This is a genomic window from Micromonospora sp. NPDC023869 (genome assembly GCF_055559695.1).
This window is the reverse complement of sequence record NZ_JBVHKD010000012.1, coordinates 107184-124217: the sequence shown is the minus strand read 5'-3', so window position 1 is coordinate 124217 and position 17034 is coordinate 107184. Positions and strand designations below refer to the sequence as shown.

The window sequence follows — 17034 nt, the reverse complement described above, 5'->3', positions numbered from 1 at the left end:
CGGCGTCCACTCCCGGCCCGGCCCGGGCCGGTCCGCACGCCGTGAGGTCGATGAGACGACGGACCGTTTCGTACACCGCCCCGGAGGAGCCGCTCGACGGCTCGGACTCCGACCCCGGGGCCGCCCCGGTCGGCCGGGCCGCACCGCCGCCCGAGCCGCCGAGGCTCCAGACCGAGTTCTCCTTCGAACTCCCTCGCGGGTACGTCGACGAGGCCGGCACCGTGCACCGGCACGGCACCATGCGGCTGGCGACCGCCCGCGACGAACTCGGCCCGCTCGTCGACCTGCGGGTCAAGGACAACCCCGCCTACCTGTCGGTCGTGCTGCTCAGCATGGTCGTCACCCGGCTGGGCACGATCACCGACGTACGGGCCGAACATGTGGAACGCCTGTTCGCCTCGGACCTGACCTTCCTGCAGGACTTCTATCGCCGCATCAACGCCGAGGGGCACACCCGCGCGGCGGTCACCTGCCCGCACTGCACCTCGGACTTCGAGGTGGACCTGGCCGGTGGTCGCCCGGGGGAATCGTGACGTACGCGACCGACCGGCTCTACGAGGAGGTCGCGTACGTCGCCTACCACTTCCACTGGTCCCGAGACGAGATCCTCGACCTGCGTCACGACGAACGACGGCGCTTCGTCGCGGAGATCGCCGCCATCAACACCCGCGTCAACGAGGGGCGGTGATCCACGATGGGCGTACGCGACCTGCTCCGACGGTGGCGCGGACCGGTCCACTCCGACGCGGTCGACCCGACCCCGGTCGCTGATCCGGCGCCAGCCCCGGTCGTCGACGGCCGGGGCTGGCGGAGCGTACCGCCGATGGATCGCCTGCTCGCCGGTGTCGAGGTGCCGATCAGCGACCCGATCGGATTCCGGCACCGGCTGGCCACCTGGCAGGACCCCACCGCTCGACGCCCGCTGCACCACCTGGTCAGCCCCGACGCGCCCAGCGGGCTGGCCCACGACCTGCTCCGCCCGGTGCCCCCGGCGAAGCCGGCCCGCGCCGCCGGCACCGCACTGCCCGGACAGCGTCCCGCCGCCTCCGCCCTGCCGGTGCAGCGCCGGGCCACCGCCGGTTCCCCGGCCGAGCCGGGACCACCGGCCCCGGCGCTCCCGGCGGTCCTCCGTGCACCGTCGGGGTTCCCCGCCGGACCACCGGCCGGAGCTGATGGTCCGCCGGCCGACGGCCCGGCCCGGACACCGACCACCGCCGTGGTGCCCCGACCGGTCCGCCCCGCCCCGGCCCGCCGAGCCGGTACGCCGTTGACGCTCGCCCCGGTCGCCGCGCCGCCGCGCCGAGTGCCCGCACGGCAACCCGGCCCCACCGACCTTCCCCGGACATCCGTCACCGCTGCCCGGTCCGGCCCGGACCTCACAGGTTCTGCCGCACCGGCCCCCGGCACCGCCGTCCGCACGGCCGCGCCGACCAGCCCTGCTTCGGTGCCCGGTACGTCGAGCGGCCGCGACCGGTCATCCACCACGCCGGCCCGCCACGACCCGCTGCCCGCCGTACAGACCGGAAGCGCCCCGGTGCCGACCGCACCGTCCCGCCGCGACCCGTCGTCCTCCGCGCCGACCGGCAGCGCCTCGGCACCGGTCACGCCGACCGGCAGCTCCCCGGCACCCACCGCGCCGCCCCGCCGCGACCCGCCGCCTGCCGCGCCGACCGGGACGACCGGATCGGTCCCGGTGGCGCGGGCTCCCCGCGTCGGCGGCACTCCCCCGCGACTCGGTCTCGGCGAGCCCATCGTGATGCCGGCACCGGACCCGGACGCGCCACCGGCAGTGCTGTCCGCCCGCCGTCCGGCCCCAGACCAGCCACTGCCCCGGTCCGCAGGTCGAGGCGCGGGTGCTACGTCGTCCGGTGTGGGCGGCGGCACCCTGGCACCGGTGCAGCGATCCGGTGTCGTCGGTGGAGGCTCGCCGGGCGGCGCTGCCGCGGCCTCGCCTGGAGGCGGCGGGACCTCGCCCGTGCACCGGTCCGGCGGCCCCGCCGGTCCGCAGTCTCCGGCCGCCGCCCCGGCCGACCGGGCCGTCACCGGCCGACCGGAGAGCGGTCGGGTGGTACGGCCACCCGGTGCTGGAGCGTCGAGGTCGCAAGCCGGAGCGGGGCCGTCCGGCCCGGGTCGGTCACCGCTCCGGGAGGTGCCGGCGGGTCGGAGCGGTCCGCCGGTACCTCCCCCCGGCCCGCCGGGCCTCGGAGCCCCGCTCGTCCCGGACGCGGCCCCACCACGGATGGTGGCCCGGCCGGTGGCCACCCCCGGCCCGGTGCCGCGCCGGAAGACCACCGACGGCCCCTCGCCCCACTCCGGCGGCACCGCCCACCGACCCGAGCCGCCGACGGTCCCCCCAGCCGCCGATGCCCTCCCGTCGGCGAGTACCGCCCGGGTCCGCCCGCACGGCACGTCACCGGCAACCCCGATGCCCACGGACGCCCCGACACGCGGCACACCTCCGGCGCGCATGGACCGTCCCGGTCGGCCCGGGACCAGCAGCACACTCCAGACGGCCTCGGCCCGCCCCGGAAGCCCGGCCCCGACGGCCGGGACCGGCAGCGTATCCCCGGGCCGAGCGGGAAGCCCGACCTCGACGCCCCGCGCCGGTGCCGGTAGCGCGCCCCCGGCGCCCGCGACCCGGACCGCACACCCGACCTCGGCGCCGCTGGCCGGCACCGCGCCCCTGGCCCGGGCCGCAGGCGCCACCCCGGCATCCCCGCCCCGGACCGGCAGCACGCCTCCGGTGCCCCCGACGTCGAACGGCGGCGCGCCGTCGGACGCCGCCCGGTCCGGCCTCCCACAGCGGGCAGCGCGCCTGCTGCCGTACCCCGCCGAGCCCACCGCCCCGGCGGCGGCCGAGCGAGCCCACCCGGTGGCGACGCCCGTCGTGGCACGGACACCGGTCGTCCGTGCCCACTCCCCGGTGGCCGCGCCGACGACGACGGCCGGTGCCGGTCCGGCTCCGACGCGGCCCGGCGCGGCGGCAGGAGCATCCGGATCCGCCGGCCCGGCCCACCGACCGGCGGGTCGCGCCCCGCTCCTCGGCGAACGGCCCCTGACACCGGTCCTGCAACGGTCCGGCGGACTCGGCGCGCCACCCCGAGGCGGCACGGACCCCAGGACCCCGGCCGGTGCCCGCGCCTCTGCCGTTTCGGCGGCGGTGCCGGTCCGCTGGGTCCGGTCCTCGGGCGGCGTATCGGAGACCACGACCAGCCGAACTCCGGCGAGCACCAGGAAGGCCCACACGATGGCGGGACCAGAAGCACCTGTCGCCGGCTCCGGCGCCCGGACCACCCCGGCCCCCGGGCCTCATCCGGCCCGGTCACCGGCCCGGCCGGTCGCCGGACCGATCCGCCCGGCGTCCACCGTCCCCGCGTCGGTGCACCCGCTGGCCGGCCCGGCTCCGCGCCCGGCGGTCGTGACCCGCGCGCCGAGCACGCCCACCGGCGCCGCACCACAGATCCAGCGCACACCGCGCGGCCATACCGTTCGCCCCACGCCGACGCCGCCGCGCTCCACCACGGTGGTCCAGCGGACGGGACCGGAGGCTGCCGGAGCCGCGACCGCCACCCGTGCCCCGACGCCCGGCGGCTCCGACCGGGCCACCGCCGGGTCGACCGGCGCGCAGGCGGTACGCGACGGTGGGCGCGAGGACCGCGACAGCGCCGAACGGTTCCACCACCTCGACCGGCGGGCCCTGGACGAACTCGCCCACCGCCTCGTCGAACCGATCTCCCGACTACTGCGGACCGAACTCCGGCGGGGACGCGAACGCTCCGGCCGGTGGCTGGACGGTGGACGGTGAGCGACATCGATCCCGGCACCAGCGTCCATTTCCGGCTCCGCATCGACGGCATCGACCTCGGCAACTGGAACTCGTGCGAGGGGCTCGGCTGCGAGGTCGAGGTGGAGCAACACCAGGAGGGCGGCAACAACGGCTTCGTCTGGCAACTGCCGTCGCGGGTGCGCTACACCAACGTCACGCTCACCCGACCGTTGATCCCGGACACCGCCAAGGTGGCCCGGATGCTCGCCAAGCTGCCGCAGGGCGTCACCCGGGGCACCGCCCAGATCGCGGCGCTACAGCCCAACCGGGCCCTGCTGGTCCAGTGGGGACTGGCCGACGTCGTGCTGGTCCGCTGGAGCGGCCCGTCCTTCGACCCGGCCCGCTCGGAGACCGCGACGGAGAGCATCGAACTCGCCTACCACGGCTTCCTGGAGGTGGGCTGACATGCCGACCGGCAAGGTCTCCGCGTTCCTCCAGCGCTACAACCCGCCGCTGGGCGGCGGCAACCGCCCCGGCGGGGCGCTCGGCGGCCCGATCACCTTCATGTTCAACCCGAACGAGTTGACGCTGACCAAGTCGGCCTCCTGGATCCCGCACGTGGTCCGTGGCGCCGAGCAGGTCGGCATCCCGGAGTTCACCGGCTCGGAGCCGCGCAACCTCGCGCTGACGGTCTTCCTCGACGTCACCGACACGCACAACCGCACCGTGCAGCAGCGCGTGGAGAGCCTGCTGGCCTGCTGTACGCCGACCACGGCCAGCATCGCGGCGAAAGCGCCCTCGCCCCCGTGGGTGAAGTTCACCTGGGGCCAGTTCCAGACCGTCTCGTTCTATTCGTACGTCAGTCAGGTCACCGCGACGTACACGCTGTTCGACAGCTCCGGCACCCCGTTGCGGGCGACCTGCGCGGTCAACCTGACCGAGATCAACGGCAGCAAGCCCGCCCAGAACCCCACCTCGGGCACCCGCTCGGCGCGTCGGGTGCACCGGGTGGTGGACGGCGACTCGTTGCCGCTGCTGGCCCACCGCGAGTACGGGGACCCGACCCTCTGGCGGGTGATCGCCGAGGCGAACGACCTCGACGACCCGAGCCGACTGCCGCCCGGCACCGAGCTGCTGTTGCCCGCCCCCGACGAGGTCCCGACCGCCCTGTCCCGCGTGCCCGTCGGGTCCGGCGCCGATGCGGAAGGCAGGTAGCCCACGTGCCCACCGGAACCCTGACCAACCTGCTCAAGGTCGGCCTACCCACGGACGAGATCCCCGCCCCCTGGCCGGAGGAGTTGACGTACGGCTGCGTCGAGGACGGCGTCAACATGCCGGCGGTGGCGACCCTGCGGTACCGCGATCCCGGCTCGCTGATGGTGGAGAAGGTCGGCATCACGATCGGCCAGAAGCTGACCGTGGCGGTCCGACCCGGCGACCGCAACGGCGAGACCGCGCTGTTCACCGGCGAGGTGATCACCATCGAGACGGAGTTCGACGGCACCGGCACGTACACCACGATCCGGGCCCTGGACCTGTCGCACCGACTCCGGCGAGGCCGACGGGTGGCCCGCTATCTCAACCGGAAGGCGTCCGACATCGCCGGGGAACTGGCCCGCTTCGCCGGTCTGCCGATCGGCCGGATCGATCCCACCACCGTGGTCTACGAGGTGGTGGCGCAGCCCAACGTCAGCGACTGGGAGTTCCTCCGGATGCTGGCCGCCGACAACGACGCCGAGGTGGCGATGGTCGACGGACGGTTCGTGTTCCGCCGGCCGGTCCGCGCCGCCTCCGCCCCCGGCACGCAGACGCCCGCCGAACGCAGCGACTTCGTGGCGGAGGTCAACGGCAACGTCCTCTCCATGCACGCCACTGTCACCTCCGCCGGCCAGTTCACCGACGTCGAGGTACGCGGCTGGGACCGCCGTACCCGCCAGCCGGTGATCGGCCGTACCCGGGTGCGCGACAGCGACGAGGTAAGCCTGCCGGTGACCGCCGGGGAGTTGGCGGCGCGGTTCGGCGACGCCGAGATGCTGGTCGCCGACGTGCCGTACGAGACGGCGGCCGAGGTCGACACCGTCTCCCGGTCGCTGGCCGCCCAGGTGGCGAGCGGCTTCGCCGAACTCGAGGTGGCGGTCCGGGGCAACCCGCTGCTACGCACCGGCGTGCCGTTCACCCTCAGTGGCGTCGGGAAGCCGTTCGTCGGCAAGTACACCGTGACCGCCAGCCGGCACCTCTTCGGGCCGGCCCGGTTCTACGAGACCTGGCTGACGGTCAGCGGCGCCCAGGACCGGTCGCTGAGCGGCCTCACCGGCGGCAACCCGACGGCGCTGCGGTCGCGGATGCCGGGGCTGGCCATCGGCGTGGTCACCGACGCCAACGCCGTCCGGGACCGCAACCATCCGGAACGCCGGGACCGGGGCTGGGTCAAGCTCCGCTTCCCCTGGCTGGACGACGAGTACGAGACCGACTGGGTCCGGACGGTGCAACTGGGCGGGACCGGCGGCGGCGGGGTGTGCTGCCCCGAGGTCGGTGACGAGGTGCTGGTCGGGTTCGAGCAGGGGCTGCTCGACCGGCCGTACGTTATCGGCGGGCTCTACAACGGCGTCGACCAGCCGTCGCCGCACGACGGTCCACTCGTCGACCCGACCAGCGGGGCGGTGAACCGGCTCTCGTTCGCCTCCCGCAACGGCCGGGCGACCGGCGGCGGCACCACCGGCAACTGGATCGAGCTGCTGGACGGGCCGACCGTCGCCGCCGCGGCGCAGGGGGTCCGGCTGCGCACCCAGAAGGGCACCGACAACCTGCTGGTGCACCTGGACCGGGCCGGCACGTCGGTGGTGGTCCGCAGCGACGGCAGCGTGGTGATCGAGGCCAAGACCGACCTCACCGTCCGCGGCACCGGGAGCGTCTCGGTCGAGTCGCGCGGGCCGGTCTCGGTCACCGGTCAAGGCGTGTCGGTGGACGCCGGGGCCGGCGAGCTGAAGCTCACCGGTGGCAGCGTATCGATCTCCGGCCGGATCGTCCGGATCAACTGAGGAGGGAAGCGCGATGCCAGCAGCAGCCCGTATCGGGGACAGGATCGGCCACGGCGTACCCACCGGAAGCGTCGGCCCGCCCGCCGCAGGCCCACCCGGGGGTGCCCCGCCGACGCCCGGTCCCCTGCTCGGCGTGGCCAGCGTGCTCATCGGTGGCCGACCGGCGGCGGTGGTCGGCACCCTGTGCACCTGCCCGGTCCCGCCACCGCACCTGGCCCTCGGCCCGGGCAACGTGGTGATGCCCAGCCCGCCACGGCCCGGCGGACTGGTGCTGATCGGCGGCTTCCCCGCCGCCCGGGTGGGCGACCGGACCACCTGCTCGGCGACGATCCTGACCGGCGCCCTGAACGTCTCGATCGGAGGCTGAGCGACGTGGCGGAGCAGTTCATCGGCGCCGGGTGGGCGTTCCCGCTGCGGTTCGACGCCGGTGGCGGCATCGCGCTGGTCAACCGGGAGCGGGAGATCGTCGAGGCGATCCGGCTCATCCTCGGCACCGCACCCGGCGAGCGACCCATGCGCCCCGAGTTCGGCTGCGCGATCCACGACTTCGTCTTCGCGCCCGCCGACGAGAACACCGCCGGGCAGGTCGCCTTCGAGGTCCGCGCCGCACTCGACCGTTGGGAGCCCCGGATCGAGGTCACGGACGTCCTCGTGGGCTTCGACGAGGTGACCGCCGGCACCCTCTACATCGACCTGCGGTATGTGCTGCGCGGGACGAACGACCCCCGCAACCTGGTCTTCCCGTTCTATGTGATCCCGTCGCACGACGCGGTCGAGGTGGAGGCGACGTACTGATGGTCCTGCCCGCGCCCAACCTCGACGACCGACGCTTCCAGCACCTCGTCGACGACGCCAAACGCTTCATCCAGCAGCGCTGTCCGGAGTGGACCGATCACAACGTCTCCGATCCGGGCGTCACACTGGTCGAGGCGTTCGCGCAGATGACCGACGAGCTGCTGTACCGGTTGAACCGGGTGCCGGAGAAGAACTATCTGGCCTTCCTCGACCTGATCGGCGTACGCCTCTTCCCACCGACCGCCGCGCGGGCCGCGCTCACGTTCTGGCTCGCCGCCCCGCAGGCCGAGACGGTGCTGCTGCGGGCCGGGACCGAGGCCGGCACGGTCCGCACCGAGACGGAGGAGGCCATCGTCTTCGCCACCGGCACCGACCTGGCGATCGTGCCGTGCGAGCTGGCCCACCTGCGCGTGCATCCCGCTGACGGTCCGGCCGCCGACCGCACCGACCAGGTGCTCGACGGCCGGGACGTGGCCTGCTTCGGCACCCCGCCGACGGTCGGCGACGCGGTGCTGTTCGGCCTGGACGCGGCGGTCCCGTCCTGCGTGGTGGTGCTGCGGCTGGAGAGCCGGGTGGAGGGCATCGGCGTCGACCCCCGGCAGCCACCCGTGAGCTGGGAGGCCTGGGACGGCGCGCGCTGGACGGAGTGCGAGGTGGACAGCGACTCCACCGGTGGACTGAACCGGCCCGGTGACGTGGTGCTGCACGTACCGGCCGGACACACCACCTCCACCGTCGGCGGCCAGCGGGCCGGCTGGCTGCGGTGCCGACTGGTCGCCGCCGAGCCCGGCCAGCCGTTCTACTCGGCGTCCCCGACGATCCGGGCCGCCACCGCCTTCACCATCGGCGGCACCGTCGAGGCGGTGCACGCCGAGACGGTGGTGGGTGAGTTCCTCGGCGAGTCCGAGGGCGTGCCGGGCCTGCGTCTGCGGGTGGCCCGCCCGCCGGTGCTCCCCGACGACGAACCGTTCGTGGTCGAGGTCTCCGACGGCGCCGGCTGGCAGGAGTGGACCGAGGTGGACGCGTTCGGCGCCACCGGCCCCGACGACCGGTGCGTGACCGTGGACCGGACCACCGGCGAGGTGGAGTTCGGGCCGGCGGTCCGCGAGCCCGACGGAACGCTGCGCCGCTACGGCGCGGTGCCGCCCAACGGCGCCCGGCTGCGGGTCCGGCGCTACCGCACCGGCGGTGGGCGGCGTGGGAACGTGGCCCGGGGCACGATATCGATGCTGCGCAGCTCGGTGCCGTACGTCAGCCGGGTGGAGAACCGGGAGGCCGCCCTCGGCGGGGTGGACGGCGAGTCGGTGCAGAGCGCCCGCCAGCGGGGCCCGGTGCAGTTGCGGGCACAGGACCGGGCGGTCACCGCCCGGGACTACGAACTCATCGCCGGGCAGGCCGTACCGGCTGCGGCCCGGATCCGCTGCCTGTCCGCCGGGGACGGCGCGGACCCCGGCGGCGTACGCCTGCTGGTGGTTCCGGAAGCGGTCGCGGACGCGGGGGAGCAACTCCGTTTCGAGCAGCTGATCCCGCCCGACGACATGCTCGCCACCATCGCCGCGCACCTGGACGCGCGGCGGCCCATCGGCGTACGCCTGAGCGTGGAACCCCCCTTCTACCAGGGCGTCACCGTGGCGGTCCGGCTGATCGCCCGGCCCGGTACGGCGACCGGGCGGATCCGCACGGCGGTGCTCGACGCGCTCTACGGCTATCTCAACCCGCTGCGCGGCGGGCCGGACGGGACGGGCTGGCCGTTCGGCCGGCCGGTGCAGGCCGGCGAACTGTTCGGGGTGCTCCAGCCGCTGCCCGGCGTCGCGCTGCTGGAGGAGGTGCTGCTCTTCCCCGCCGACCCGCTCACCGGCCGGCGCGGCACGGCCACGTCCCGGGTCGACCTCGACCCGCACGCGCTGGCCTTCTCCTACGAACACCAGGTCCGGGTGGAGGAACGCTAGGTCCGCCCAGGACCGGAGAGGGATGTCCCATGCGCGGCACGGTGGCGGGTCTCGGCACACCGCATCCGTTCGACCGGCGGCTGCCGGCGATCTATCAGACGGACGAGGTGGCCGGCCGGCTGCTCGCCGCCTTCGACGAGGTGCTGGCTCCGGTGCACGCGACGCTGGACAGCCTCGCCGCCTATCTGGACCCCCGGCTGGCCCCGGCCGACTTCGTCGACTGGCTCGCCGGCTGGGTGGCGGCCGAGACGGCGCCGGGCTGGACGCTGGCGCAGCGCCGTGAGGCGGTCGCCGGTGCGGTGGCGCGACACCGGGTGCGGGGTACCGCACAGGGCCTGGCGGAGCAGGTGCAGATGGTCTTCGGGGTCTGGCCGGAGATCACCGAGAACGGCGGCACGGCCTGGTCGTCGAGATCGGGCGGGCCGCTTCCGGGAACGGCGGTGCCCGCCCTGACCGTGACGGTACGGGTACCCGAGCCGGACCGGGTCCCGCTGGAGGCGCTGCGGGCCCTGGTCGAGGCGAACCGGCCGGCGCACGTGCCCTGCACGGTCCGGATCGTCGCCGACGGGCAGCAGGCGGAAGGGAACGACGATGGAGCGCTGTGAGCGGTGCGTACCGGCCGAACCGGGCAGCGCCTTCTGCGGCGTCTGCGGATCGTTCCTCGACTGGGAACAGTCCGCGGACGCTCCCCCGCCCGTCCGGCCGTCGACCACGCCCCGTTCCAGCGCACCCCCGACCGACCCGACGACCGCTGACCGATCCGACGACTTCACGCCGTGGCTCGACGCTCCGGTGGCGTCCGTCGAGGACAACCCGGCGACCAGGCAGGCACCGGCGACCCCCGCCACCAGGCAGGCACCGGCGACCCCGGCCGTCGAGCAGGCATCAGCGACCTCAGCCGCCGAACAGGCACCGCCGACCTCGGCCGACGGGCGGGACTCGGAGCCTTTGGCCACCGCGCCGGAACCGGCGGAGGTGGTGGAGGCGGTCCAGCCGGCCCGCCCGTCGACTCGCCGGCCCGTCGTCCGACAACGCCCACCGTCGACCGAGGACGGTGCCGGTGATGTCGTCTGCCCGGTGTGCGGGACCGGCAACCCACCGGACCGCAGGTTCTGCCGCCGGTGCGGGAGCCCGCTCGGCGCCCGGACCGGCCCGTCCGGGCGGGAATCGTGGTGGCGTCGCCTGCGTCGAGCCGTGGTCCGGGCACTGAACTGGTTGTTCCGGCCCCGTTCCGGCGTCGCCGGTCTGGTGCGCCGGATCGCCGCGCTGCTGCTCGTCGTCGCCCTGCTCGCCGGTGTCGCGTACGGCGTGACACGGTTCGGTTCCCAGGCCGGTGACGCCGTACGGGACCGGCTCGCCGACCCGCAGCCGATCAGCCCGGTGTCGGTCCAGGCGTCCAGTCAGGCGAGCGGCCAGCCGGCGGAGGCGGTCGTCGACGGGATCAGCAACAGCTACTGGGCCCCGGCCGCCGAGGGCGCCGGTGGCGGGGAGTACGTGGAACTCACCTTCGCCTCCCCGTTCCGGCTGCTCGACCTGATCGTGCACTCCGGCGTGTCGGCGCAGCGCGACGTGTTCCTGCGGCAGGCCCGCCCAGCAGTGCTGGAACTGACGCTCTGGACCAACGCCGGCACCTCGGAGAGCCGGACGCTCCAGCTCGCCGACCAGGCCGGTCCACAGACCTTCCACCAGGTCGTCGACGACGTGGTGCGGGTACGCCTCACCGTTCGGGAGAGCTACGGCAGCGCCGCCGACCGTCGTACCGCCATCGCCGAGGTGGAGTTCTTCCGCCGCCCCTGACCGGGCTCAGGCTGCGCGGGCCGACTCGGGCACCCCGAGTGTGCGCAGCACCCGGTCGTACGCGCAGCGTGTCCGCGCCGCCGCCGCCGTGTCGCCGGAACGCTGATGCGCCTCGGCCAACACCCGCCAGGCGTCGTCCCGGAACCCGTCGATCTCCAGTCCGCGTCGGGCCGCCGCAGCCGCCCCGGCGAGATCGCCCGCCTCCAGTTCGAACGCGGCGAGCGTCGCCGCCGCCTCCGCCGCCAGCGTGCGGTAGCGGTCGCGGTCGGCCACCACCCACTCCGCCGGCCCGTCCTCCGGCAGCAGGTCACCGGCGTACTGGGCGAGGGCCTCCCGCAGGGCCGCCGTCGCGACGCCCCGCTGCCCCGCGCCCACGTTGCGACGCCACGCCGCCACCGCGTTCTCGAACGAGCGCACGTCGCAGCGGGCGCTGCGCGGCAGGTCCAGCAGGTACGACTCGCCGTCCCTGCGCACGAACCGGGACTCGCCGCGCCGCACGCCCGGTTCGAGGAACGCCCGCAACGTGGAGACGCCGACGTGCAGGTTGCGGATGCCGGACCCGACCGGCAGTTCCGGCCAGAGCGCCGTCAGGATGGTCTCCCGATGTACCGGCCGACCACCGTGGGCGGCCAGGAAACGCAGCAGGGCGCGGACCCTCGGCCGGACCGTCGTCCACTCCAACCGCCGCCCCGGCATCTCCAGGTGGAATCCGCCGAAGCAGCGGACCACGAGTGGCGCGCCCGCGTCCGACGGCTGTGCAGCGATGGTCGGCGGCTCCGGTTCCTCGACCGCCGGTCCCCGGAGTGGCTGCTGGCTCGAATACCTCATCTTTCGGAACTCCTCCGTCCCCCATCGGTCGCCGTGCCCACCACCGATGCTGCGCCGATCACCGCGCGCAGACATCAGTCAGTTGACGCATACCGATTCCGGTGACGTCCGAGGGTCAGGGCTCGACGCCGGACACCGCCTCGCGGCGCAGCGCCTCGCGGGCGATCTCGACCCGACTCCGGACGCCGAGCTTGCCGAGGACGTGTGAGATGTGGGTCTGCACGGTACGCCGCGACAGGTACATCTCCCGGGCAATGTCCGGTGTGGACCGTCCCTCCGCCACCAGCGCGGTCACCCGCGCCTCGGTCGGGGTGAGCGCCTCCCAGCCGACCTGCGCGCGGGCCGGCCGGGGACCCCGGACACCCCGGCGCACCCCGAGACGCCGTAGTCGCCGCTCGGCCCGGCGCACGTCCCAGACCGCGCCGAGACCGTCGTACCCGTCGACCGCCTCGCCCAGCAGCGTCCTCGCCTCGGCCGACGAGCCGCGTCGGGCCAGCACCGCCGCCAGGTCCTCAAGCGTGCCGGTCAGCTCCACCGGCGACCCGACCGACCGGTAGTAACCGACTGCCTCGCGCAGCGGTGCCGGATCGTCGTCGAGCAGCCCCTGACACCGGCGCAGGGCCGCCGCGGCCCGCCCCGGCCGGGTCTCCGCCGCAGTCTCCGCCCGGCACGACTCCACCGCCGCCCGGGCCGCCGCCGCGTCGTCGGTCGCCACCGCGAGCCGCACCAGCTCCGGCGCCCACTGGTGGAGCAGGGTCATCTCACCGGGCCCACGCTCCAGGACCACCGACAGCTCCGCCAGCGCCCGGGCCGGATCCCCCTCCTGCTCGACGGCGAGCGACCGCGCGGCGAGCAGGAAATCGCGATTCTCCCGGTCGGCGACGGTACGCACGGGAAGCTCCAGACCGGCGCGCAGGTGCTCGGTCGCGGCGGCGCTGTTCCCGCGACGCCCGGCGATCATCGCGGCGACACCGTGCCACAGCAGCGCCGGCCCGCGCTCCCGGAGCCCGGAGTAGGTGATCGTCGTGCTGTCCCGCCCGAGGACGTCGAGTTCGGCGAGCGCGTCGTCCCAGCGGCCGAGCCAGTACAACAGCACCGCGGCGGTGAGCGTCGAGACGCCCTGGCCCGGCCCGGCGGCCCGCTGACTCAGGTCACGGGCCCGCCACAGGGTTTCCTGCGCCGCCGGCCACCGGTCCAGGTTCTGCAGGCTGAAGATCCGGCCGTCGAAGGCGAAGGTCCGCAGGTCGGCGTATTCGGGTGCGTCGCCCAGCACGGCCAGCGCCCGGTCGGCGTAGTCGAGGGCGGCCTCGTGGTCGCGGCGGACCGAGTGGGTCAACCACAGGTCGGTCAACGCGTACGCGACGGCGAAGGCGTCCCCGGCCTCCTCCCCCACCCGCAACGCCTCGCGCGCGGTGCTGTCCGCGGTGTCCAGGTCGCCGTTGCTCGCCCGGTTGACCATCGACAGCGAGGCCAGCAGGCGGGCTCGCCACACCGCCGGTACGCCCGGACGGCGCAGCGCCGTACCGAGGACCTGCAATGCCTCCTCGTTGCGGCCCTGGCCGAACAGCGTGCGGGCCAGGATCGAGGACATCTCGGCCTGTTGTCCCGGCTCGGTCGGCAGCGTCAACGCCGACCGGGCCCGGGCGGCGGCCTCGGAGTGGCGCCCGGCGTCGAGCAGCACCCGGGCCAGTTCCACCGAGAGCGCGGCCTGGTCCGCACGGTCGAGCGGGCTCACCGACAACTCGCGTTGCAGCAGCTCCGCCGCGATGTCCGGGGCGCGGGCCGCCAACGCCGGCGCCGCCTCGACGACCCACGTCCGGGTCCACTCGTCACCGGTGTGACCGGCCGCCAACAGCTGCTGGGCCACCCGCAGCGGTTCGGCGCCGGCACCGGCCAACGTCCGCGCCGCCTCGCAGTGCAGCGCCGCACGCAGCGCGGCCGGCATGCTGTCATAGAGCGCCTGACGGATCAGCGGGTGTCGGAAGGCGAGCTGGTCGCCGACGCCGACGACGATCCCGGCGGTGACCGCGTTCTGCAGCCCTTCGGCCAGATCCGACGCGGTCCGGCGGAGCACCGCGGCAAGGTCGGTGACGGCGAACTCCCCGCCGAGCAGCGAGGCGGTCCGCAACATCTGGGCGGTGCCCGCGGACACCACGCTGAGCCGGTCGGTCAGCGCCGCCGCGAACGAGGCGGGCACCCGGTCCAGCGCGGCGTCGGAGAGTTCACCACCGCTCGGCACTGCACCGGCGCTCTGCTCCCGGGCCAGGGCGTCGAGCAGTTCCCGCAGATAGAGCGGATTGCCCATGGCCCGCCCGAGCAGACGGTCGAGTCCCGGCCCCGGCGGCGTACCGAGGACCCCGGTGGTCATCGTGCGGACGTCGTCCGGGCTGAGCGCGCCGAGCGAGAGCAGGGTGCCGCCCCGACGCAGGGTGGCGGCCCGCAACGTCTGAACGTCCTGCCGGGTCGGCACCGGACGGGTCGCGCTCACCAACAGCAGTGGAAGTTCCTCGACGGCGAGGGCGAGCCGGTGCCACAGCATCAACGACGCCTCGTCGGCCCATTGCAGGTCGTCGAGGACCAGCACCGTGGGCGCGTCGGTGCACAACTCGTCGACCAGCGACACGAGCATTTCGGTGGCCGTACCGGCGATGTCGTCGACGGCGAAAAGTCCTGGCCGCCGGTCCCGCAGGAACTCGGCGATCCGTGCGCGACGAGGATCCGGCGAGCGCAGCCGAACCTGGAGACAGTCCAGCATCACCCGCAGCGGAAAGCGGTGGGACAACTGGTCCGCGGTCCCCCACAGCACCTCACGGTCGCCGCCCCCGCCAGCGGTGAGACCGGCCGCGACCAGGGAAGACTTCCCGATTCCCGCCTCACCCTCCACCCACAGCACCGCGCCACGGCCCTGGCCGGCGGCCTCGGCGGCGGCGTGCAGCACGGACAGTTCCTTTTCCCGTCCGGCCCAGACAGTTGGCAGATCAACTGGAAACATGGCGAATGCACCCGAACAGAATGGATCGCGAAGCGACGCGCATCGGTGCATATTAGCCGACCGCCACGGCCCGACATGACCAGGAATTGAGCGCCGAGAATGTAACCGGCATTTCCTGGCATCGCTTTTCCCACCACAACCGCATCCGCGCTGCGTATCACCCCCGGCGGGCACGCCCGCGCCTCACCGTCCCCGGATGTCTCCGGCGCGGGGACGCGACACGACCACGGGAGGGCGACGGGCCGCCGGTCACCACCGACCACCCTCGGGCTCCCTCCGACACGGGCCGAGGCAGCAACTTCATGGATGTTGCTGCCTCCAGGGGCACGTGAGACAGCAACATCCATGAAGTTGTGTCGCCGGGACCCGGTCCGGGGCAGACCGGGCAGCGCGGATGTCCGGGCTCGGCATCGCGCGCAGACCGGGCGGGGCACGCCGGGTCATGCCGAGCCGGCCGGATGACGCCCAGTCGGCGGGCGGCGATGGAGGGAGGTCCCCGGCGACGAGGACCGTCAGCAGCCCCGGGGGTCGGTACGGGAGAAACACGCGCACCGGCCATCCGACGAGAAATCGGCCCGCTATCAAGATCTGATAGCGGGCCGCTCACTCTGCGACTATCGATGGTGGGCGATACTGGGTTTGAACCAGTGACCTCTTCCGTGTCAAGGAAGCGCGCTCCCACTGCGCCAATCGCCCGTGCTGTTGTTACACCGAGGTGGGGACGGGATTTGAACCCGCGTACACGGCTTTGCAGGCCGTTGCCTCGCCTCTCGGCCACCCCACCGAGGTTGCCCCCGTCACGCGTGGCGGCAGCTCCGAGCGGACGACGGGATTCGAACCCGCGACCCTCACCTTGGCAAGGTGATGCGCTACCAGCTGCGCTACGTCCGCACGTCTCCGGTTTTCCGGTGACGGATGAGAACTTTAGCCGAGCGGTGGAACGGTTGCCAAATCGGGCCCCACCCGGCGCGTCCGGTTCCGGCGCGTGCGACAGACCCCGACCCGCAGGCTTCCTAGGAACCTGCGTTGGATGCTCCCGATCGTGACCGACGATGGAGGGCCACCGAAGGGCAGGACCGCAGCTCGGGAGGCGACCCGGGCTACAAGTCGCGAGTGTCCGGGTTCCGACTGTCGCAAGCCGGATCACCAGGGGTTTGGTGACACGCCGTGTCCGCCTCGATGGGCTACGGTGACGGGCGTGACGAGACGTGCGGCCGAGATCCGCCTGGATGCCCTGCTGCGCACCGCTTGTGACGTGATCGTGCAGCGTGGGCTCGCGAACACCCGAACGGCGGACGTGGCGCAGGCCGCCGGGGTCAGCCAGGCCCTGGTCTTCTACCACTTCGCCACCAAGGAACGGCTGCTCGCGCAGGCCTTCGCGTACGCGGTCGAGCAGGATCTGGCCCGGCTGGACACGGTGATCCGGTCGAGTGCCCCACCGCTGACCAAGCTCCGCCGCATCCTCCGGCTCTACACCCCCGCCGGTCGGCCCACCTCCTGGTCCATGTGGATCGACGGGTGGTCGGAGTCGCTGCGTACCCCGGAGTTGGAGAAGGTCTCCCGCAAGCTGGACCTGCGCTGGCGGCAGGACCTCGCCACGATCATCTCCGACGGGGTCCACGAGGGCGTCTTCGAGTGCACCGACCCGGCCGGTGCGGCCTGGCGGATCAGCGCGGTCATGGACGGCCTGGCGGTCCAGCTCGCGGTCCACGACCGGGTGATCTCCCGGCGGCAGTTCGCCGAGTGGGTCCGCCTGGTGACCGCCCGGGAACTGGGCCTCGATCCCGCGCAGCTCGACTGAGCCCACCGCGCCGACACTCGACACCACGCCGAGCACGCCGGCACCTGGCGAACCGCCACCGGAGCCGG

14 protein-coding genes and 3 tRNA genes are annotated in these 17034 nt (G+C 74.1%); 12 read left to right on the top strand and 5 right to left on the bottom strand.

Annotation, left to right across the window (positions count from 1 at the left end):
* The first annotated feature begins 50 nt into the window (after window positions 1-50).
* Genes ACZ31C_RS26900 through ACZ31C_RS26850 form a run of 11 tightly spaced genes read left to right on the top strand, consistent with a single transcriptional unit; the run spans window position 51 to window position 11345 of the window.
* Window positions 51-533 carry a hypothetical protein gene (locus ACZ31C_RS26900; protein WP_465797641.1) on the top strand — a complete coding sequence of 161 codons (483 nt, stop codon included), beginning with the start codon at window positions 51-53 and terminating at the stop codon, window positions 531-533.
* Window positions 530-688, top strand: a complete 159-nt coding sequence (locus tag ACZ31C_RS26895) for a DUF6760 family protein (RefSeq protein WP_350695530.1) — start codon at window positions 530-532, stop codon at window positions 686-688. The genes ACZ31C_RS26900 and ACZ31C_RS26895 overlap by 4 nt, the downstream gene beginning before the upstream one ends.
* Window positions 689-694: 6 nt before the next feature.
* Window positions 695-3805: a hypothetical protein gene (locus tag ACZ31C_RS26890; protein ID WP_465797640.1), complete on the top strand. Its 3111-nt coding sequence runs from the start codon at window positions 695-697 to the stop codon at window positions 3803-3805.
* Window positions 3802-4230 (top strand): phage tail protein, encoded by a 429-nt coding sequence (locus ACZ31C_RS26885; protein WP_465797639.1) that lies wholly within the window; start codon window positions 3802-3804, stop codon window positions 4228-4230. The genes ACZ31C_RS26890 and ACZ31C_RS26885 overlap by 4 nt, the downstream gene beginning before the upstream one ends.
* A 1-nt stretch (window position 4231) precedes the next feature.
* A complete protein-coding gene (locus tag ACZ31C_RS26880) occupies window positions 4232-4981 on the top strand; it encodes a CIS tube protein (RefSeq protein WP_465797638.1) in 750 nt (249 codons plus the stop codon).
* 5 nt (window positions 4982-4986) lie between these two features.
* Window positions 4987-6804 (top strand): VgrG-related protein, encoded by a 1818-nt coding sequence (locus tag ACZ31C_RS26875; RefSeq protein WP_465797637.1) that lies wholly within the window; start codon window positions 4987-4989, stop codon window positions 6802-6804.
* A 13-nt stretch (window positions 6805-6817) separates the two neighbouring features.
* Window positions 6818-7171, top strand: coding sequence for a PAAR domain-containing protein (locus ACZ31C_RS26870; protein ID WP_465797636.1), 354 nt, complete (start codon window positions 6818-6820; stop codon window positions 7169-7171).
* Window positions 7172-7176: 5 nt separating this feature from the next.
* Window positions 7177-7599 carry a GPW/gp25 family protein gene (locus ACZ31C_RS26865; protein WP_396751961.1) on the top strand — a complete coding sequence of 141 codons (423 nt, stop codon included), beginning with the start codon at window positions 7177-7179 and terminating at the stop codon, window positions 7597-7599.
* Complete coding sequence (locus ACZ31C_RS26860; RefSeq protein WP_465797635.1) at window positions 7599-9548, top strand: putative baseplate assembly protein; 1950 nt, start codon at window positions 7599-7601, stop codon at window positions 9546-9548. Before ACZ31C_RS26865 ends, ACZ31C_RS26860 begins: the two co-directional genes overlap by 1 nt.
* A gap of 29 nt (window positions 9549-9577) precedes the next feature.
* Window positions 9578-10153 carry a phage tail protein gene (locus ACZ31C_RS26855; protein ID WP_465797634.1) on the top strand — a complete coding sequence of 192 codons (576 nt, stop codon included), beginning with the start codon at window positions 9578-9580 and terminating at the stop codon, window positions 10151-10153.
* Entirely contained in the window at window positions 10140-11345 is a 1206-nt protein-coding gene (locus tag ACZ31C_RS26850; protein ID WP_465797633.1) for an NADase-type glycan-binding domain-containing protein, read from the top strand. Before ACZ31C_RS26855 ends, ACZ31C_RS26850 begins: the two co-directional genes overlap by 14 nt.
* A 6-nt stretch (window positions 11346-11351) precedes the next feature.
* On the opposite strand, the gene ACZ31C_RS26845 is transcribed toward ACZ31C_RS26850, so the two are convergent.
* The 5 genes from ACZ31C_RS26845 to ACZ31C_RS26825 all read right to left on the bottom strand — a co-directional run bounded on the left by ACZ31C_RS26845 (window position 11352) and on the right by ACZ31C_RS26825 (window position 16056).
* Window positions 11352-12173 (bottom strand): AfsR/SARP family transcriptional regulator, encoded by an 822-nt coding sequence (locus ACZ31C_RS26845; RefSeq protein ID WP_465797632.1) that lies wholly within the window; start codon window positions 12171-12173, stop codon window positions 11352-11354.
* A gap of 115 nt (window positions 12174-12288) precedes the next feature.
* On the bottom strand, window positions 12289-15165 hold the full coding sequence (locus ACZ31C_RS26840) for an ATP-binding protein (protein ID WP_465797631.1): 2877 nt from the start codon (window positions 15163-15165) through the stop codon (window positions 12289-12291).
* A gap of 621 nt (window positions 15166-15786) precedes the next feature.
* Window positions 15787-15861: transfer RNA gene (locus tag ACZ31C_RS26835), tRNA-Val, on the bottom strand.
* 17 nt (window positions 15862-15878) lie between these two features.
* Window positions 15879-15949: transfer RNA gene (locus ACZ31C_RS26830), tRNA-Cys, on the bottom strand.
* Window positions 15950-15983: 34 nt separating this feature from the next.
* Window positions 15984-16056: transfer RNA gene (locus ACZ31C_RS26825), tRNA-Gly, on the bottom strand.
* A gap of 307 nt (window positions 16057-16363) precedes the next feature.
* On the opposite strand from ACZ31C_RS26825, the gene ACZ31C_RS26820 reads away from it, so the two are divergent.
* Window positions 16364-16966: a TetR/AcrR family transcriptional regulator gene (locus tag ACZ31C_RS26820; RefSeq protein WP_465797630.1), complete on the top strand. Its 603-nt coding sequence runs from the start codon at window positions 16364-16366 to the stop codon at window positions 16964-16966.
* Window positions 16967-17034 lie beyond the last annotated feature (68 nt).